The 20052-nt window shown below is 44.5% G+C and carries 15 protein-coding genes; 13 read left to right on the top strand and 2 right to left on the bottom strand.

Annotated elements, in window-relative coordinates:
• Nucleotides 1–71: 71 nt before the first annotated feature.
• Together dnaK and dnaJ are read left to right on the top strand one after the other, a co-directional pair.
• Nucleotides 72–1919, top strand: coding sequence for a molecular chaperone DnaK (gene dnaK / locus NST25_RS23930; RefSeq protein WP_036677488.1), 1848 nt, complete (start codon nucleotides 72–74; stop codon nucleotides 1917–1919).
• A 253-nt stretch (nucleotides 1920–2172) separates the two neighbouring features.
• On the top strand, nucleotides 2173–3297 hold the full coding sequence (gene dnaJ / locus NST25_RS23925; protein WP_036677487.1) for a molecular chaperone DnaJ: 1125 nt from the start codon (nucleotides 2173–2175) through the stop codon (nucleotides 3295–3297).
• A 1370-nt stretch (nucleotides 3298–4667) separates the two neighbouring features.
• On the opposite strand, the gene NST25_RS23920 is transcribed toward dnaJ, so the two are convergent.
• Nucleotides 4668–9206: a S8 family serine peptidase gene (locus tag NST25_RS23920; RefSeq protein WP_340392633.1), complete on the bottom strand. Its 4539-nt coding sequence runs from the start codon at nucleotides 9204–9206 to the stop codon at nucleotides 4668–4670.
• 283 nt (nucleotides 9207–9489) lie between these two features.
• Between NST25_RS23920 and NST25_RS23915 the strand changes: the two genes are divergently transcribed.
• From NST25_RS23915 to NST25_RS23900, 4 genes are all read left to right on the top strand, one after another.
• Nucleotides 9490–9849 carry a hypothetical protein gene (locus tag NST25_RS23915; RefSeq protein WP_340011057.1) on the top strand — a complete coding sequence of 120 codons (360 nt, stop codon included), beginning with the start codon at nucleotides 9490–9492 and terminating at the stop codon, nucleotides 9847–9849.
• 36 nt (nucleotides 9850–9885) lie between these two features.
• Nucleotides 9886–10065 (top strand): YfhD family protein, encoded by a 180-nt coding sequence (locus tag NST25_RS23910; protein WP_036683923.1) that lies wholly within the window; start codon nucleotides 9886–9888, stop codon nucleotides 10063–10065.
• Between the two features lie 97 nt (nucleotides 10066–10162).
• The gene (locus tag NST25_RS23905; protein ID WP_340392632.1) at nucleotides 10163–10537 is read left to right on the top strand and encodes a hypothetical protein; all 375 of its coding nucleotides are present in this window, start codon (nucleotides 10163–10165) and stop codon (nucleotides 10535–10537) included.
• Between the two features lie 639 nt (nucleotides 10538–11176).
• Nucleotides 11177–12088 (top strand): methyl-accepting chemotaxis protein, encoded by a 912-nt coding sequence (locus NST25_RS23900; protein ID WP_340392630.1) that lies wholly within the window; start codon nucleotides 11177–11179, stop codon nucleotides 12086–12088.
• Between the two features lie 214 nt (nucleotides 12089–12302).
• Here the strand turns inward: NST25_RS23900 and NST25_RS23895 are convergent, their stop codons facing one another.
• Nucleotides 12303–12557 carry a hypothetical protein gene (locus tag NST25_RS23895; protein WP_340392628.1) on the bottom strand — a complete coding sequence of 85 codons (255 nt, stop codon included), beginning with the start codon at nucleotides 12555–12557 and terminating at the stop codon, nucleotides 12303–12305.
• A gap of 291 nt (nucleotides 12558–12848) precedes the next feature.
• Between NST25_RS23895 and NST25_RS23890 the strand changes: the two genes are divergently transcribed.
• The 7 genes from NST25_RS23890 (at nucleotide 12849) to mtaB (ending at nucleotide 19967) form a co-directional block, all read left to right on the top strand.
• On the top strand, nucleotides 12849–13409 hold the full coding sequence (locus tag NST25_RS23890) for an RNA polymerase sigma factor (protein WP_076128962.1): 561 nt from the start codon (nucleotides 12849–12851) through the stop codon (nucleotides 13407–13409).
• The gene (locus tag NST25_RS23885; protein WP_143763876.1) at nucleotides 13369–15045 is read left to right on the top strand and encodes a DUF4179 domain-containing protein; all 1677 of its coding nucleotides are present in this window, start codon (nucleotides 13369–13371) and stop codon (nucleotides 15043–15045) included. The genes NST25_RS23890 and NST25_RS23885 overlap by 41 nt, the downstream gene beginning before the upstream one ends.
• 104 nt (nucleotides 15046–15149) lie before the next feature.
• Nucleotides 15150–15728, top strand: a complete 579-nt coding sequence (locus NST25_RS23880; RefSeq protein WP_076185274.1) for a DNA-3-methyladenine glycosylase I — start codon at nucleotides 15150–15152, stop codon at nucleotides 15726–15728.
• Nucleotides 15729–15937: 209 nt separating this feature from the next.
• Nucleotides 15938–16990, top strand: coding sequence for a 50S ribosomal protein L11 methyltransferase (prmA, locus tag NST25_RS23875; RefSeq protein ID WP_076185273.1), 1053 nt, complete (start codon nucleotides 15938–15940; stop codon nucleotides 16988–16990).
• A gap of 2 nt (nucleotides 16991–16992) precedes the next feature.
• A complete protein-coding gene (locus NST25_RS23870) occupies nucleotides 16993–17676 on the top strand; it encodes a site-2 protease family protein (RefSeq protein WP_036683904.1) in 684 nt (227 codons plus the stop codon).
• A 179-nt stretch (nucleotides 17677–17855) separates the two neighbouring features.
• A complete protein-coding gene (locus tag NST25_RS23865; protein WP_076185272.1) occupies nucleotides 17856–18620 on the top strand; it encodes an RsmE family RNA methyltransferase in 765 nt (254 codons plus the stop codon).
• A 3-nt stretch (nucleotides 18621–18623) separates the two neighbouring features.
• On the top strand, nucleotides 18624–19967 hold the full coding sequence (gene mtaB / locus NST25_RS23860; protein WP_076128970.1) for a tRNA (N(6)-L-threonylcarbamoyladenosine(37)-C(2))-methylthiotransferase MtaB: 1344 nt from the start codon (nucleotides 18624–18626) through the stop codon (nucleotides 19965–19967).
• The last annotated feature ends 85 nt before the right edge of the window (nucleotides 19968–20052 follow it).

Raw genomic sequence — 20052 nt, 5'->3', positions numbered from 1 at the left:
CGAATTTTTTTGATATTTTTATAAATTTATTGAGCTTAGGCTCCATATAACTTTAGAGGAGGCAAATTATTGTGAGTAAAGTTATCGGTATTGACTTAGGAACCACGAACTCTTGCGTTGCCGTTATGGAAGGCGGCGAAGCCGTAGTAATTCCAAACCCAGAAGGCGCGCGTACAACCCCTTCGGTTGTAGGCTTTAAGAAAGACGGCGAGCGTATCGTCGGTGAAACGGCTAAACGCCAAGCAATTACTAACCCTGATCGTACGATCAGCTCTGTTAAACGTCACATGGGTACTAACCACAAAGAAAGCATTGATGGTAAAGACTACTCCCCACAAGAAATTTCGGCAATGATTCTGCAAAAGCTGAAATCCGATGCAGAGGCTTATCTTGGCCAAACTGTTACTCAAGCAGTTATCACTGTTCCTGCTTATTTTAATGACAGCCAACGTCAAGCTACCAAAGATGCAGGTAAAATTGCAGGTTTGGAAGTTCTGCGTATTGTGAACGAGCCAACAGCAGCAGCTTTGGCATATGGTCTGGAGAAATCCGAAGATCAAACCATTCTAGTCTATGACCTTGGTGGCGGTACTTTTGACGTATCCATCCTTGAACTTGGTGATGGCTTCTTCGAAGTAAAAGCTACAAGCGGCGACAACAAGCTGGGTGGCGACGACTTTGACCAAGTGGTTATGGATTACCTGGTATCCGAATTCAAAAAAGAGCAAGGCATTGATCTGAGCAAAGATAAATCTGCTGTACAACGTTTGAAAGATGCAGCTGAAAAAGCGAAAAAAGAATTGTCAGGCGTACTGACAACAACTGTATCGCTTCCGTTCATCACTGTGGTTGACGGCGTACCTCAGCACTTAGAGATCAACTTGACTCGTGCGAAATTTGATGAACTGACTGCTGGTCTGGTAGAACGTACTTTGGGACCAACTCGTCAAGCATTGTCTGATGCTGGCATGACCCCTGCAGACCTTACTAGAATCGTTCTGGTTGGTGGTTCTACACGTATCCCAGCTGTACAAGATGCTATCAAAAAGCTTACTGGCAAAGAACCACACAAAGGTGTGAATCCGGATGAAGTAGTAGCTCTTGGTGCTGCTGTTCAAGCGGGTGTATTGACTGGTGATGTTAAAGACGTTGTATTGCTTGACGTAACTCCGCTTTCCCTGGGTATTGAAACTGCAGGTGGCGTGTTCACGAAGATGATCGAGCGTAATACTACGATTCCTACAAGCAAATCCCAAGTATTCTCAACCTTTGCTGACAACCAACCTAGCGTAGAGATTCACGTGCTGCAAGGTGAGCGTCAAATGGCAAATGGCAACAAGACACTGGGACGCTTCATGCTGAACGAGATTCCACCAGCACCACGTGGCGTGCCACAAATCGAAGTTTCTTTCGATATTGATGCCAACGGTATCGTAAATGTATCTGCAACAGATAAAGGCACGAACAAGAGCCAAAAAATCACTATCACTTCTTCCAGCGGCCTGAGCGACGCAGAAGTAGAACAAATGATGAAGGATGCCGAGCTTCACGCTGAGGAAGACCGTAAGCGTAAAGAACTGGTGGAAGCGAAGAACGGTGCTGACCAACTCGTGTATTCTACTGAAAAAGTAATTAAAGACCTTGGCGATAAAGCTGATGCTTCTGATGTTGAAAAAGCAAATGAAGCTAAAGATAAAGTTAAAGCAGCACTTGAAACTGACAATCTTGAAGAAATCAATGCAGCTACAGAAGCATTGACTGAGATTGTACAACAGTTGTCCATGAAGCTGTACGAACAAGCTGCTCAAGCTGAGCAAGGTGCTGAAGGTGGCGCTGGAGCCGCTGAAGGCGCTCCTAAAAAAGATAATGTAGTTGACGCTGACTATGAGGTTGTTGACGAAGATAAGAATCAAGGGTAACCTTATACGATAAGTGTAATAGGAAACTGATAAATTCTTATATAGTTAAGAAGGGAAGGTCAAAACCGGGTCATCCCGTGTTTTGACTTTCCTTTTGTAATATCAGATTGCACACTCTTTGCGAATGCGCCTTCTGATATTGTAAGAATAAACATCGCTGAATCTGGATGGTCAGATCCTGAGGTTTTATCGTATAATGGTTTGTTTGACAGGTAATAAGGAATTTGAGTATGTATGCACGGAGGTGAAAGCAGTGGCAGATAAACGCGATTATTATGAAGTGCTTGGCCTTAGTAGAGATGCTTCAGACGATGAGGTGAAAAAAGCGTACCGGAAATTGGCGCGCCAATATCACCCAGACGTGAATAAAGCAGATGACGCTGAAGCTAAGTTTAAGGAAGTAAAAGAAGCTTATGATGTTCTTAGTGATGGACAACAGCGAGCTAGATATGACCAATATGGCCATATTGACCCTAACCAAGGTATGGGCGGCTTCGGAGGCGGCGGTGGTGGCGACTTCGGAGGGCTTGGCGATATCTTTGATATGTTCTTTGGAGGCGGCGGACGCCGTGATCCTAACGCACCGCAGCGCGGTGGGGATTTGCAGTATACCATGACCATTGAATTCAAGGAAGCGGTATTCGGCAAAGAAACCGATATTACTATTCCACGTACAGAAACTTGCGATACCTGCTACGGCTCCGGGGCTAAACCGGGCACTAAACCAGAGACTTGTTCCGTATGTCATGGTAGTGGACAACAGGAATTCGTACAGAATACACCGCTTGGACAGATGCGTAATCGTCGTCCTTGTTCACATTGCAGTGGTACAGGTAAGATTATTAAGGAAAAATGTACGACTTGCGCCGGACAGGGTAAGGTTAAAAAGCAACGCAAGATCCATGTGCGCATCCCGGCCGGTGTTGATGACGGTGCACAGCTGCGCATGACTGGCGAAGGCGAAGGTGGCTTACGCGGCGGTCCTGCTGGAGACTTGTATATTGTTATCCGTGTTAAATCGCATGATTTCTTCGTGCGTGAGAACGATGATATTATGTGCGAGGTTCCGCTTACGTTTGCACAGGCAGCACTTGGTGATGAGATTGAAATTCCAACCTTAACCGAAAAAGTGAAGCTGAAGATTCCTGCCGGAACGCAAACAGGCACTTTCTTCCGCCTCAAAGGTAAAGGTGTTCCACGTCTGCGTGGATCTGGCCAAGGTGATCAGCATGTACGAGTAATTGTTGTGACACCTAGCAAGCTCAATGAAGAGCAAAAAGAATTGCTACGCCAGTTCGCTTCTCTGAACGGAGAAAACACACATGAGCACGAGCAGTCCTTCTTTGATCGTGTGAAACGTGCGTTTCGCGGGGACTGATATCCTAACTCATTCATTCAGTAAATGAATAGAAAAAGACAGCAGAGCAGCGATCCTTCCGTTATTGGGGGATCGCTGCTCTGCGTTTTTGTTTAGCATGAGATTAGGGCAGGGCCAGTTAACTAACCTCATGCAAATCTTTGGAGGAGCTGTGATGCTTGAACCTGCGAAATTCTGCGTGTTTGGCTAACTCGGCCAATCCCGTAACCTCGGTAAACCTGGTAACCCCGGTAAATTCGGTAACCCCGGTGACCCCGACAAGTCCGGCAACCCCGGCAACCGCGAACCGCGAACCGCGAACCGCGAACCGCGAACCCTGTAACCTTGAAACCCCCGACTGGTCTCCAGCTTTTTTAAACACACTATATGCTTTGAATTATCTAGGTGGGCTTGCGGACTCAGCTGACGCTATTTGTACATTTTTCTCCTTTTGAGCGAAGTTTCGGACTCCAGTGCAGCTATTGCCCAGAAAAGCGCTCGTATTTGGTGTTTTTCGTGCTAATAGCGACTATGAGGTCCGTTGGTATGGCAAATGTCGCATAATTCAGCGTTTAAGTGCAACTGTGTCCGATAGTGCCGAGCATAATCTTCTGCGTGGATAGGACCCAGAAGAATCTGGAGGCTTGCGGACCCAGAAGACGCTATTTGCAAATTTATCGCCTTTTGAGCGAAGTTTCGGACTCCAGCGCAGCTATTGCCCAGAAAAGCGCTCATATTTGGTGTTTTTCGTGCTAATAGCGACTATGGGGTCCGTTGGCATGGCAAATAGCGCATAATCCAGCGTTTAAGTGCAACTGTGTCCGATAGCGCTGAGAATAATCATCCGAGTGGATAGGACCCAGAAGAGGCTGGAGGCATACGGACCCAGCTGACGCTATTTGCATATTTATCGCCTTTTGAGCGAAGTTTCGGACTCCAGTGCAGCTATTGCCTAGAAAAGTGCTCATATTTGGTGTTTTTCGTGCTAATAGCGACTATGAGGTCCGTTGGCATGGCAAAAGTCGCATAATCCAGCATTTAAGTGCAACTGTGTCCGATAGCGTTGAGTATAATCATCTGAGTGGATAGGACCCAGAAGAGGCTGGAGGCATACGGACTCAGCTGACGCTATTTGCAAATTTTTCTCCTTTTGGGCGAAGTTTCGGACTCCAGTGCAGCTATTGCCCAGAAACACGCTCATATTTGGTGTCTTTCGTGCCAATAGCGACTATGGGGTCCGTTGGCATGGCAAATGTCGCATAATTCAGTGTTTAAGTGCAACTGTGTCCGATAGTTGTCTCGTATGCGCCGCAGAAGTGACCTTAAGACGAGAAAGCCCCAGCAGCCAAATGGCTGCTGGGGCTTTCTTTGAGAGTTCAACTAGATACTGTTTAAGAACGTAGGTCCTCAAACACACGGCTCAGAATCGTTGCTGCTTGTGCACGAGTCAGAGTGCCTTGTGGATTGAAGTTGTCCGCACCAACGCCCTTGAGATAACCTTTGCTTACAGCATAGGCTACGGCGTTTCGTGCTTCTGCAGCGATGTTATCGGCATCCTTAAAGCTCAAAGGAGTCTTAGCTACTGTAAGATCAGCGCCTAGGGCCTCAGCAATGATAAGGGCTGCTTCTTCGCGAGTCAGCACATCGCGTGAACCACTTTGTTTGATACGAGTATTCCATGTGTCACCTTTTCCGAGTAGACGGTCGAAGAGCGTTAACAGTTCCGCTTGATTTAAGGTGTCAGCAGGTTTGAAGCTGCCATCGGTTCCTTTGCCGGCAATGATGCCATGAGCAGCAAGAACTTCGATATCGCCTTTAGCCCAGTGTGTGCCGATATCCTTGAAGCTTACATTACGGGATGCCACGCTATAAGAGCCGTCACCAGTAACTGTAAACTGTAGAATACCTTCTTTAGAGAAAGATCCAGGTTGCAGATAGGACCATTTATGATCCTTTGTTTCTGCATAGGCGGCAGTTTTTCGAGCATCACGTAGACTGCTGTCTTTTAGATTAAGCTGAAGGGTAACCGGCTTTCCGGTTGTCCAACCATTTTTGATGGTAAGAATGGAAGAACCAATATTGATCGCAGCTGAGCTTCCTGATAACACTGCTGCATCACTAGCATCAGCCAGACTTATCGTAAGCAACAAACCACTGCTGCTAATGAAATCCGGAAGGGTTGCCGCTGGAATAAGAACATTGAACCCATTACCGTTAAGGCTGAGTGCATTCTCCGATTTCTTCAACTGTTCAGCTTGCGCCGGGGTAAGCGTAATAACAACTTGGCTATACTTATTGAAATTCACATCGCTAAGATCAAGTACAGAAGTCTTATCTTTTGCATTCTGAATCGAATTTGTTAATGCAGTATCTAAGATATTAAACACCGCTGAAGCTTTACCACCAGCTGGATCGGCTGTCTCTACTAGCTTCCCGGATTTCGAAGAAGGTCCAGGAATGGGAGTGCTGGCTGCTGTAGGTACATACGACTCAGAAGATGGAGGCGATGTAGGCGATGGTGTCGGTGTTGGTGTTTCTGTTGGATCTGGCGTTGGTGTCGGCGTTGGTGTTGGTGTAGGCGTTGGTGTAGGTTTTTCAGGTGTGTTTACAGTTACACTTACTGTTCTCAAACCAGATGGGATAGTTGATGTTGTGGCATCATTCCAAATCTGGACATCATATAACTCAAAGGAATAATCTCCTGCTGTTGCTGGTTCGAAGGTTATTTGGGCTAGTGAGCCAGAGCCGTGATAAGCACCTCCTGACAGATTGACACTATATTGTGTCAGTTTTTGGCCGTCTCCAAGGTCATACGTTTGTGAATATTCTGTAAGTGGAACACTAGAGAAATGCTCCTCTTGATACGTAACCAGCTGTACGCTTGGCTGGATTACTGGTGTTTCAAGGGAATCATCGTATATGACACCGAATGAAGCCCCATAGACGCCATAAACCTCATCTGTCACGGAATAATCTAAATTAACGGTCACAGATTGTCCTACTTCAATGGTGGATGCAGAAAGAGCCGGAGTTACTGTGAAAGTACCGTCCCCTGTGCTATAAAGCAGCCGCTGAACGTAATCATCGTCGTCTGCACCATTGCCAACTTTATCGACCACATGGACTTTGTACTCATTTAGCCCCTCGTTAACAGGAACATCAATGGTAAAGGCACCGTTATTTGCAATCACACCGCCAAATTTATAAGCATTCCCATCATAATGTTTGCCTTCGGCATATACGGTAAACCAGTTTCCAATAGGGTTTGTATTAGAAATATAATAGGCCATTAGGTCATCATCAATGAAACCACTAATTTGTGCCACGCCAGGATCGGTTGGCGCTTCACGTTCATACTCCTCAATGGTGATGCCAGAAACTTGCGGCTTCTCGGTATCAATTGTGAACTCGGTCTTTTGTTTCTCGAGCAGTTGCCCATTGGGAAGCACAGGAATGATGTAGTAGTGACCATCTGCTAAAGTAGACTTGGCGGAGGTCTCCAGGTCTGTTAATGTTCCATCCCAATTTGGAACTTCGTATACACCACGATAGATCTTCTCATCGATCGCATAAACTTCACCTAAAACTGTTGCAGGAGCATCTTTTGAAGAGGCAACGAAACTTATGCCTTCCAACTCTTCATTGACAGAAAAGGAAAAGGTGGTGTCGTCTGAGCGACCATCACCATTAGGTGAAATTTGTGGACTTTCAAAAGAGAGCTGATTAATAGGTGCTACATTAAATTGGTCACCTACAACAACGTTAAATGGCAGACGAAGGGTTTCTGTATCAGAGGTAAGTAACAGGATGCCTTCATATGCGCCCTCTTTTGCTGTTTTAGATACATTGAGTGTAAATTGTGCATATTGATCTGCCCCTGAGGTAACGCTGTTTGGTGCAAAATCAATACTAATATCAGTAGGAGCTTCTGTCAGCCATTTGGTGGACAGGGTGTATGTTTCTCCATTCCCTTTAAAGTCCTCTACATAGACAGCTTTCGTTACAGTAACACCCTTTGGCTGTAAGCCGAAGGATAAGGAACCTGTGTAATAAGGGATTTCAACAGTACCGGGAAGACCGCTGTTAAGGATCTCACCGACTTTAGCAATGGATTTAGCGTTTATCGACTTCTCCAGATTAATTAAACCTGCACCTTGTTGGTACAAGGAGTAAGAATTCCCATCACGGTTAAAAATAGGATCAGCATTGTTCATCAGCAGAGCTTTAATTTCATTTGGCTTCAGATCAGAGTTTTTACTCAGTAACAAAGCCACAGCTCCTACAACATGTGGGGTTGCCATGCTAGTGCCATTTTTCAAGCCAAAAGCTTGGTCATAGTTCCCATCCCAGCTAGGGATCGTCGAGTTGATATTGACTCCGGGCGCTACAACATCAGGTTTTATTAGATAATCGGGCATCCCTGGACCCATAGAACTGAAGTTTGCTAACTGATTTACTTCAAGCGCTATATAGTAACTGATTATATCTTTAGCCGCAGCCATCTGAGTTTTTATTTTTTTGCCATCGGCTTGACTGATTCCGTAGGTAGGAATGTAATCCCCAGACGCACCAAGGGTGGGGCTGATTTCACCAGGCTCATTATTGGCAATCAGCAAAAGCTTCGCACCAGCAGCTTTGGCATTAAGAGATTTGTCTGAGAAGCTCAGCGAGCCCCGATCAACAAGCACTACCTTATCTTTGACATCCAGATTTTTGTAATCGGAAGGACTCCCAAGACCAGCGAAAACGATCTTACTGCCAGCAATATTATCGATTAAATCTGGGGAGTAACTGGCTAATGTTCCGGGAATCTTTTTAACATCGCCAATATCAAAGAAAGGGGTATTTATCGGAGTGGTAGAAGCTCCAACACTAAGCGCGAGTTGGGCACCAGCGGGTTCGCCCAGTGTTCCTGCATCCGGTCCAGCGTTACCGGCGGCAATAATAACGTTCACGCCCGATTTTACGGTATTGTCTATCGCGATTGAACTCGCGGAATAGCTTTGGTTGACACTTGAGCCTAGAGAAAGGTTAATAACATCTGCTCCGTCATCGACTGCTTTCTCAATACCCGCAATTACATCTGCTGTGGAACCAGATCCATAGGGACCAAGTACGCGATACGCATACAATTCTACCTCAGGTGCCACATCTAAAATTGTCCCGGCAACGTGTGTACCATGCGAGGTTTCGTAAGGAGTACCTGCTCTTGGAGGGAAGTTAGCATCAGGGGCTGTTTCAGCCGGATCATCATCCTGATCATATACATCATAGCCACCCTTATAATTATCTTTTAACAAAGGGTGATTCTTATCAATACCAGTATCGACAACAGCTACCTGTATATCTTTGCCTGTGTAACCTAAATCATGTAGTTTGTCCGCGCCTATTAGCTTGCCGCTGTCTGAATAGGAACGTGTAACAGGTAATGTCGCTACTTCAACACTGTCTGCTAGTGCATGTACTTCTTCATTTGGATAGATAGCCGCAACGCCTGGAAGCTCTAACAGCTTGTTTACTTGATTGGCTGGCAGCGTAATGGAATACCCGTTAAAAATCTCACTGTATTCAAAACCGATATCGGCATCGATTTTCTGTGTTGAGGAAATAAAGCTTTTATGCTCTGAGATAATTTTACTGCGTTGTGAGGAGACTGAGGATCGTAAAGAATAAGTTTTTGCCTCATTTACATACACACTGACTGGTTTATTAGTCAATTCCACAATTACTGAAACTGGTGCTGAACCTTTGAGTACTCCAGCATAGTTATGAGGGGTCACACTTTGAGATTGTACATCAGTAACCAGGGTTGAAGATTCAAGGGATGAGTTCGCAAATGCAGCTGATGGAAAAAGAACAGACACAGCCAGACCGAAGCTTGCCGCTCCAATACCAAATCTTTGAATAGAGTGTTTAAAGGTACGTTTCAAATAAGTTCATCCTCCCAAATGAATTTTTTGTATTACAATGTGTCTGTGGTTCTCCTCCTCAATATAAAATGTAAAAAATTATGAAAATTAAATTTATTCTACAGCTATAACTTCAAATCGAATATACAACTTTAGTACCATATTGCAGCGAAGCGTTGAGGAAAATGTCGAATTCCCAGTAGATAAGTGGAATATAAGAAAATCAGAGCATAAAACAAGTGAAATTAAGACAATATAAATGAATGCAACAGATATCTGAATTTCAAGCGAGAGCGGGGATAAGATGTCGGAAAGATATATTTTGGCATATTTTAAAAGTCCAGAGGAAGCCGAAGGCGTCGCGCGCAAGCTTCGTGCACTTCGGGCAATTGAAGTTTCCATCGATCGCTTCAGTAGATATGGAGGTACCAGCTTTAGCTCAGGGGTAAATCCGGTGACAGGCAATGTGGCCAGAATGGACTCCATGACTGCTGAGTACGCACACACAGGCATACTTGCAGCTGCGGACACCAGCTCTAGCGGAATGAGTCATGGTGGTAACGGAGGTCCAACGGGGAGAGATATTTTGCTTACGGTTATTGTGCATACGGAGTCCTACGATCAGGCTCTGCGCTTAATTGAAGAAGCAGGCGGGATGGTCTGATCAGGCACTCATTAATAAGAAGGAAGGAGACAAATAATGGATAGAGAGAACTCACAAATCTTCTCCAAGACGGAGAAATTGAAAATGTTATACGAAGCTAAAGCGGAGGATGTAGAATTCTCGGCGGCGGAAGCCGATCTTGATGATATTGAAGCTCAGGATCGCGCACAAGAAGCGGACAAACGTCAGCTGAATGAGATTATGAAGAAAGAATAGCAGCTAAAAAAGCTAAGGCGGATACCTCACTTTGTGGGGTATTTTTGCGTTTGGGCATGTATAATTAGGGCGAAGAGCTTAAGTGTGGGGGGAAAAGATGGATAACGTTATTTTGTGGACAGGATTAGCCTTATTGATCGCATTATTAACCTATTTGAAGCAGAAGCAGTTGTACTCTCCAAAAGTAAAACGGGCCTATCGTGAGTTGGGGGAGCTGACAGAGAAGGTTCGTATGGAGCGCTCTGAGGCGAGCGATTTGTATCGATGGGAAGCAGAATTAACCGAACTAGAGAATCATCCGAACGAACTGAATAAATTGGATGCTGAAATTAGGTTTCATCACGCATTTTTGTTATATCTTGAACGTCACTACCCTTCAGACCCAAGGATTATTGGTTTGAAGCAAGCTGACGCATATCAGAAGGATATGGTTTTGGGGATTAAGATAAAAGATTATAAATCCAATAAGTAAGATAATTTTGAATGTGTGTACAATGGGAGAAGGAAAATATTCGTACAGGTCACAGACAACTGTTGCATGAAGGCGAGGGTAGGCGTGGCGTGCTGCGCCGCAGTCTGGCTGGAGTGCATTTGAATCGGAGGAACTTCCATACTTTGCTACATGGGATTGAGAATGATAGGAGTTTGAAAATGAAATTGAGAGTTTGAACCCTAGCTGATATTGCAGCTGGGGTTTTTGTTATTAGATCAGTAAAAATGAACTAAGTTAGGGCAAGCTTTTAGCTTATAAGAAAGGCTAATGCTAAGAAGAATTTGAGGGTCTCATAGTCGACGTAGCTGTAGATACTTTTCTGTTGGAAAATGAAATTAGGGAAAACCTCCCTGAAAATCCCCTGAAAAGATAGAAAAAGGCCTGATTTCATGAGTTTTTGGGGAGTATTTCCCAAAAAGATAGATGAACATTCGAATCTTGCACATCATTAGGGATGTTTTCCCTAATTATCATCATTTCGAGTATATTAACGTCTGCAGATGTTATAAATATTTTAAGTAAAATAGCTAATATCACACTACAGATTAAGGATGTATAATTGTTCGAATATACTAACTACGACCAATCAACTATTGAATTTTTTCAGGGGGAATTAGAATGGGGCTGGTACACTCTCAAGGAGTTACTGATGAGCTTGTTGTTAGATCTTTAGAAAGAAATTTAGCTATTATCCGGTTTGACCTTGATCGCCGGGTAGCTTATGTGAATGAAGTTTTTGCAAATTCCATGGGATATAAAAAAGATGAAATGTACGGAATGCATCATAAAGAATTCTGTTTTCCACATTTCGCAGATAGCCCAGGTTACGAACGGTTTTGGCAGGATCTTTTTACAGGGAAGAGTTTTCAGGATAAGATCGAACGAATGGATTCGAAAGGAAATGCGGTTTGGCTTGAAGCCACCTACATGCCAGTGTTTGATGAAAGCAATGAACAAGTCATCGGAGTATCTAAAATAGCAACTAATATCACCCAAAGACAAAGTAACATGAGTAATGTTGTCCAACGGATGCAAGAGATGGCAGACAGCTTGAATCAAAGAGCAGATTTAGGTATTGAGCGCAGTCAAGAATTATTACGAAGCATCAACAAAATCGCCGAAGTATCGATAGAAAATACACATACTTTAGCTAATCTTGAAAAGCAAGCTGTAGCGATTCATAGCATCGTGCAAACGATTCGCGATATTGCTTCGCAAACGCAATTATTAGCCCTAAATGCTGCTATTGAGGCAGCGCATGCCGGGGAGTATGGGCGAGGTTTTGACGTAGTGGCAAAAGAAGTAAGAAAATTATCTTCCATGGTACAAGATTCGATCATAAAGGTACGGGATAGTGTGGATGCGATCACGCTGGAAATTGGAAAGATCTCTATAGGTACAAATCAAGTACAAGAAAGTATAGAAGATAGTCAGCAGCAGGTTCTGGTAGCGTTGGAGGATTTTTCGAAGATTGCTTCTTCTGCACAAAATCTCGACACACAAGCGCGCGAGGTTATGGATATCCTTTAATTGTTAATATGTATGTTGATAGATTGAATATCAGCAAAAAAGGGTCGGTCTCCTACTTGAAAGAGATGGACCCTTTTATTGTTGGTATTATCCGATTTTGTTAACAATCAAGGTAGGAATCATATATCTATGATTTGTGATGACTCCGTCTACAGTAATACTAACCTTAGTAACTCCGGTGTCCCCAATCGCCCCATCAGAGCCAGTCCCACCTTTAGCCCCCCGTCCCCCCAGTTGCCCCAGTTGCCCCATATCCGAGTAATTCTGCTGTAGCTAATCGATGCTGGGCTACTAATTTCTCTGCACTGTCTTTACCCCAAAATGAGATTTGGATTGGATGGTCTGGCAAACTAGCAGTTGTGAAAAAAAATTCGAAGGTATCAAAATCCGCAAAATAATTTTTAGTTATTACCTGATTTGGCATCACATCTAGCAGATCACCTACATATTGAATTCTTTCTTCATTCATGTAGTAGCCTTCGATCAGAACTGTGGAAGCAATCTGACCGCTACCATTAGCAATTTTGACAGTGACCTGTTGTGTAAGTCTTGTGTTGTTTTCTGAGTTAACATTGTTTTCTACGGACCAGTAGTTAAAAGAGTCATTGTCCTTCCTCCATTTGCTTCATTCAGATTATTAAGCCTGTTTGATTTTCTCTATGTCTTTAAGAGTAGCGATAGTTTATGCTCAGAAAAACGAACCTTTTCCAAGGATTGGTTGTCATATAGATATCTCAGTCAAGAAAGGAGGGCGCAAAATTTGGAGAGTAACCGGGAGTTATTTGAAACCTACAATAAAGATGTATACCGGACTTGCTACTATATGGTGCATGACGCGGCGGATGCAGAGGATTTGACTCAGGATGTCTTTATTACCGTATTTCGCAGTAATCGTGAGCACGTGGAGCATATCAAGGCTTGGATTATGAAAATAACGGTCAACCATTGCCTCAATCATTTGAAACGAAAACGGACTTTACAACAGAAGATTACGGACAACCTTCATTTCTTTAATAAAACGGCAGAAACAGCTGTGGAGCAGCAGATTGAGCAGCGTGAGACGGAGGTCGAGTGGGCGCAATATATGAGCCAGGTCCCTATCAAACTTAGGATGGTGCTCACACTTAGGTATATGCATGATTTCAGTCTGGCTGAAATTTCGGATCTGCTGTCCATTCCACTTGGAACGACCAAATCTAGGCTGCATAAAGGGCTAACGGTAATGAGGAGAATCCTGCAGGAGGCTGGGGTTCAACTTGAACTAAAGGAGGGCGAAGCTTTTGAAAAAGTTAGAAAATATGCTGGAGCATCGTTTAAATGAAGATAAAGGTGTGCCTTATCCAGATTTTGAACGCATGTGGGGACGTTTAGAGCAAGAAAACAGTACAATGACTCCCCTACAACTTCGTATGGCGAATGGTAGCGGGAACAGAGGGAGAAACTGGAGTAAAATAGCTGTGGTGGCTTCATTTTCAGTACTTATTGCAGCGGCACCCGTATATGCAGCAGTGCATTATGATTGGGATAATTTGCTCCATGGGAGAGGAGGCGTTCAAGCAGCGCTGGCCCAAAATCTCGGACAACAACTGAACCAGTCAGTGACGCAGGATGGAGTAACTCTGAAGCTACATACAGCGATTGTGGATGAGAATCGGACGGTTATCTTATTCACTTTGGATGTAGGAAAACGCTTGGAAAATGAAAATTGGAATGTTAATGGAATGACTTTGAAGGGCGCAGATGGGGCGAATGGTCCTAGTGAGTTCAGTTATGTGTTATGGGATGAGAAAAATCAACATTACAACGGATATTTCGAGAGTGATTGGACACCGAAAAAGGATACTGTGAATGTGCAACTAGTTGCAGATAATCTGCAAGCCTTTAGCACACAGGAGTTAGATTTACCGCTGGATATCCAATCGCAGGAGACACAAAAGTTTCCTATTGGACAGGAAGGAATGCGCAGCATAGAGGTGAAACCATTTACCCAAGGACAAGAAAAAATATTATTCTCTTCAGCGATCATTTTTGATCAGCCAGAAACAAAAAAATGGGCCTTTCCAAATATAGTCGCTTACAAAAACGGAACGCTCATAAATTCGCTGGCTGGAGGTGCTTTCGGTACACCGGGAGAAAACGGGGAATATACGTCCCAGCAATATTTTAAGGCGGCTGATATTTCCAGCGGAGAAGTGAATTACAAGCTGCAGTACATGAAACAAGAGAAAAAGGTTGAGGGGCCCCTAGCTTTTGATCTTCAATTAAGCAAAAAGCAGATGGAGAGCGGAACCATAAATACCTCATTGAATCTGCCGCTAGAAGAGGGCGAACCTAATTACACGCTGGAGAAAATGGTAGTGACGCCTACTCAAATTCGAATCGCTATTAGAAGTAAAGAGAAAGGCAACAATTTCCCGTATCAAAAGTCTACTCTTGAAGTAGCAGGCAAGACGCTAGAGGGCAATTTCTGGAGATCTCCAGAAGGTGAGCCGGAATTAACAGTGCTTCGTTTTGAGCGGCCAGTTGACCTTGAAATCACAGAAGAGACGCCAATTACCTTTGTTGCTAAATACAAGGTGACTCAGCACGGCAGCTATAAAATTAACAAAGACGAAAAAACACCGCTTCTGTTGACGAATATATCTGATAAGAAACAGACGCTTATCCAGCAGCTTAGCGGATACCCGGTAAAATGGACGTACTATATGCAGGGTGCCGATCTTTATGTAGAGACTGAAAGTGAAGATGCTCGCTTCGGTGGAATTAACCAGACCCATATCGGACTGGGGAAAGAGCGTATTTTAGGTAAACCTCTGACCGTTAATTTCACTGGGGATGGAAACAATAAGGCCATTGATGTTTACAAGGGTTTCAAAGGTACAGAAGCTTCTATTTATATATTCTTCTATACGACTGACGATCCGGATAAAGAAACAAGAGTGCAGCTGCGGCCATAGAAAATCTTTTTTAGGGAGGAACCTTGTGTTCTTCCCTTTTTTTCGTTTACAGTGAGTAGATGCTGAGTGGACTCAGCGAGGATTAGCGTAAAGGAGAGAAAAGGATGGAAATCACTCGCTGTGCTTGGGTTAATGAGGATCCTTTATATATCGCATACCATGATGAAGAGTGGGGAAAACCTCTGTATGATGACCGGAAGCTGTTTGAATTACTTATGCTTGAAGGCATGCAGGCAGGGTTAAGCTGGTACACCGTCTTAAAAAAACGGGCACATTACAGAGAGGTATTTGATGGATTTGATCCGCAAAAGATTGTGCATTATGATGAGCCGAAAATTGCTGAGTTGATGAACGATCCCGGGATTATTAGAAATCGCTTAAAGATTGATTCTATCATTCGTAATGCAAAAGTATATTTGCAAATTAGTGCGGAAACAGGCAGCTTTTCAGATTATCTCTGGAGCTTTGTGGGGGGCGCGCCTACGCTTAATCATTGGAAGACACGTGCGGATGTCCCTGCTTCAACGGCTCAGTCTGACGCAATGAGTAAAGCATTAAAAAAGCGAGGCATGAAGTTTGTCGGCTCTACCATATGTTATGCTTTCATGCAGGCATCGGGGATGGTAGATGATCATTCGCTCGATTGCTTTTGCAGGAGCAGCCCGGGCATGGCAGAGCGTTGATCTGTAGTTTGGCGTTACCCCAAGAAGAAATGTTATACTATGAAGCGAATGCTCACAAAACTAAGTCTATGCTTACGAAGCCAGTTTTGCACGAAGTTAATCAATGAAGCTAACGCTCACAAAACTAAGCCTATGCTTACGAAGCCAGTTTTGCACGAAGTCAATCAATGAAGCTAACGCTCACAAAACTTTAGGAGGATCACATAAAGATGTTATGGCATGAAGTGACGATACATACAACAGAAGATGCACAAGAAATGATTTCGAATTTTTTATATGAAGCAGGAGCGGGTGGGGTTTCTATTGAAGAATCCGGAACACTCAGTAAAGAGCGGAATACGCGTTACGGTGAATTATATGACCAACCCTTGAATGATATCCCAGAAGGGGAAGCGGTAATCAAAGGTTATTATGCCGATTCCACGGATATGGATGCTGTTATAGAAGAACTGACTCCACGGGTAGCAGAATTGCGTGAGTACGGTATTGATCCGGGCAAATCGCTGATTTCTTGGAAAACCGTAGATGAAGACGAATGGGCGCATGCTTGGAAGCAATATTTTAAACCACTCAGGGTATCGGAGCGTCTCACGATTAAACCAACTTGGGAGGAATATACGCCTGAGAGCCCCGATGAGGCAATCATTGAGCTGGACCCTGGTATGGCATTTGGTACAGGGACTCACCCTACAACAGCTTTGTGCCTGCGTGCGCTTGAAAAGAATATTAGCGGCGGCGAAGAAGTAATCGATGTTGGTACGGGTTCAGGAATATTGGCTGTAGGTGCGATGCTGCTCGGTGCGAAATCCGTGCTGGCGTTAGATTTGGACCCTGTAGCTGTTGAAAGTGCGCGCGAGAATGTAGCACTGAACAAACTTGAGAAGTTCATTTCGGTAAAAGAAAGCGACCTGCTCTCCTTGCTAGGCGGTGAAGGTGTGGCTGACACGGCTGCTGGAGAAATGTGGCCATCCGCTAGACCGGGTCACACTCTTGAGGGAACACCTGCTGAGCAAGTAACAGAGGATAGTCTTGGCGTTACACTCCCAGTGAAGATTGTAGTTGCGAATATTTTGGCAGAAATCATCGTATTGTTTACGGATGATGTGTATCGTGCACTTCAGCCAGGAGGCTTGTATATTACCTCTGGTATTTACAAGGATAAAGAAGGGCTTGTGGCTAACGCACTACAAGAGTCCGGCTTTGAGATTATGGAAGTATCCCGTGAAGAAGATTGGGTGGCATTTACAGCCGGAAAGAGGTAAAAATGGATATATTGCAAAGTATAATACGTGTAGATTTGGATCAGCTTCCTTTTCTGCTTATTACGATTTTAATTGCTTTTACAGTACATGAATTCAGTCATGCTTATTTCGCAAATAAGTTCGGTGACCCTACGGCTAGATTATTAGGACGCATGACGCTTAACCCTGCTGTACACTTCGATTTTTTTGGTATTTTACTGCTGCTGGTTGCTGGTTTCGGGTGGGCGCGTCCGGTTCCTGTAAACCGCGATAACTTTAGCCGCCCCCGTCTGATGGGAGTCATTGTGTCTGCTGCGGGCCCAATCAGTAACCTGTTACTAGGGATTATTGGTGCTTTAATATATGGGGTGCTTGCGGCAACCGGTGTATTAGAGTCGATCTCCAATGATCGCGTTTTAGAAGCAGTGTATCTGTTCTTTGGCACCTTTATTCAATGGAACTTCTTTTTATTCTTGTTCAATCTGATTCCATTGCCTCCGCTGGATGGCTACCGGATTGTGGAGGATATTGCTCCTCGCTCCATTCGGGGCAAATTACAGCAATTTGAGCAATGGGCTGTATTTATCTTTTTATTAATTCTGTTTATTCCAGGGTTACGAACCTATACCATTGATCCTCTTGGCCACTGGGCTAGTGAAATGTCGAGAACATTTGTGCAGCTATTCCTAAGAATGTTTGGCAGCTAAGGTAGGGACTGAAGTCTGGTCAACCCTGCTTAAACATTGTATTATGTAATTTGTTGAAAAATAGGATAGTTAAATTTCGCCTGATCCATAGTTATATTTCTCTAAGAAACGGGTGACGTCTTTATTAAGGCGTCTTTACCGTTTCTTCTTACTGAATTCATGAACAGGATGATGAAGAGATGCAGCGATATTTTGTTACACCGGAGCAGTTTGGTGCAGATAACGTTAGAATTGACGGGGAAGATGCAAGGCATATTGCCAAAGTCATGCGCGGTAAGGTTGGGGACAAGCTTATTGTCAGCGATGGCGTCTCCCGTGAAGCGTTAGTTGAGATTGCTCAGATCGAAATAGGGGAAGTGACAGTGAATATCCTGGAAACCCTGGAGATGACGCATGAACCGCGGATAAAAATCACAGTGGCTCAGAGCTTACCCAAGGCCGATAAGATGGAAACTGTCATTCAAAAGTGTACAGAAATTGGAGCCGTTGGTTTTATTCCTTTTCTGTCGGAGCGCACGATTGTACAATACGATGAACGCAAGGAAAGTAAGCGGCTGGACCGCTGGCGTAAAATTTGTAAAGAAGCTGCCGAGCAGGCACACCGGAACATCGTTCCGGCTGTAGGCTCACCGTTATCCTGGAAGCAGCTGCTACAGACTTTTAGTGAGTATGATGCTGTTTATTTCTGTTATGAAAAAGAAGAAGGCTTGCAGCTTCGCAGCAGTGTTGCCCCTTGGTTATCCTCGCTTTCACCACAGGCTGGTGGGAAGGTACTGATTGTAGTAGGTCCTGAAGGGGGTTTTACACCAGAGGAATGCCAAAAGGCAGAAGAAGCTGGTGCGGTTTCCGTAGGACTAGGACGGCGTATTCTGCGCTGTGAGACAGCGGGCATGGTTGCCGCTGCTTGTATTTTATATGAATCGGGAGAAATGGGAGGAGCTTAAGAGATGCCATCCGTAGCATTTTATACTTTAGGTTGTAAAGTGAATTTTTATGACACCGAAGCCATCTGGCAGCTATTCAAAAATGAAGGTTACGAGCAGGTCGATTTCGAGGGACCCGCCGATGTATATCTGATTAATACTTGTACTGTAACTAATACAGGTGACAAAAAAAGCCGTCAAATGATTCGTCGTGCCGTTCGCCGCAATCCGGAAGCTATCGTGGCGGTTACTGGCTGCTATGCGCAGACCTCTCCTGGTGAGATTCTTGATATTCCTGGTGTCGATCTTGTTATTGGTAACCAGGACCGCGATCAGATCATGACGCATGTAAAGAACATTGAAGCCTCACGTCAGCCGGTCAACGCTGTTCGTAATATTATGAAGACACGTGAATTCGAAGAGATGGATGTACCTGGCTTTGCGGATCGGACGCGTGCTTTTATGAAGATTCAGGATGGCTGCAACAACTTCTGCACATTCTGCATCATTCCATGGTCGCGTGGACTTTCCCGCAGCCGTGATCCCAAAAGTATCGTAACCCAGGCACATCAATTAGTAGAAGCAGGGTATAAGGAATTTGTGCTCACGGGTATTCATACCGGCGGTTACGGTGATGATCTTGATAATTACCGTCTAGCCGATTTGCTGTGGGATCTAGATAAGGTGGATGGACTGGAGCGGGTACGTATCAGTTCTATCGAAGCTAGCCAGATCGATGAGAAGCTGCTGGAGGTGCTGAACCGTTCCTCTAAAATGTGCCGTCATCTGCATATCCCGCTGCAAGCCGGACATAATGATGTGCTGAAAGCGATGCGCCGTAAATATACGACAGAAGAATATTACGCCAAAATGCAGCTGATCCGTCAGGCGATGCCGGATGTCGGGATTACTACGGATGTTATCGTTGGATTCCCGGGGGAGACCGATGAAATGTTCCGTGCCGGCTACGACTTCATGAAAGCTATTAATTACTCCGAGATGCACGTATTCCCTTACTCCAAGCGGACGGGCACTCCAGCAGCGCGGATGGAGAATCAGATCGACGAAGAAATCAAAAATGTACGCGTGCAGGAATTGATTGATCTTTCGGAAGAAATGCAAATAGCTTATGCTCGCAAATTTGTAGGTCAGACATTAAGTGTTATTCCGGAAAGAGCCGCAAAAGGGGCTCCGGGGCGCAATATCCAGCATGGATTTAGCGACAACTATTTGCAGGTGTTCTTTGATGGAGAAGATTCACTCCAAGGAGAACTTTGTCAGGTGAAGATAACGGAAGCTGGCGTGAACGAATGCCGCGGTGAGTTGGTCGGGGTTAGTCAGACTGGGCTTCAGCAGGCTGTCCGTTAAGCAATAGATATTAGTAAAAGACAACAGAGCAGCCATTTTCCCGTTAGCGGGGAAGGGCTGCTCTGTTTTTAGTTATTGCTGCCTA

The organism is Paenibacillus sp. FSL E2-0190 (assembly GCF_037992965.1).
In the GTDB taxonomy this organism is placed as follows: domain Bacteria; phylum Bacillota; class Bacilli; order Paenibacillales; family Paenibacillaceae; genus Paenibacillus_AQ; species Paenibacillus_AQ odorifer.
Note: the sequence above shows the minus strand (reverse complement) of the source record. Positions and strands in the feature narration are given on the sequence as shown.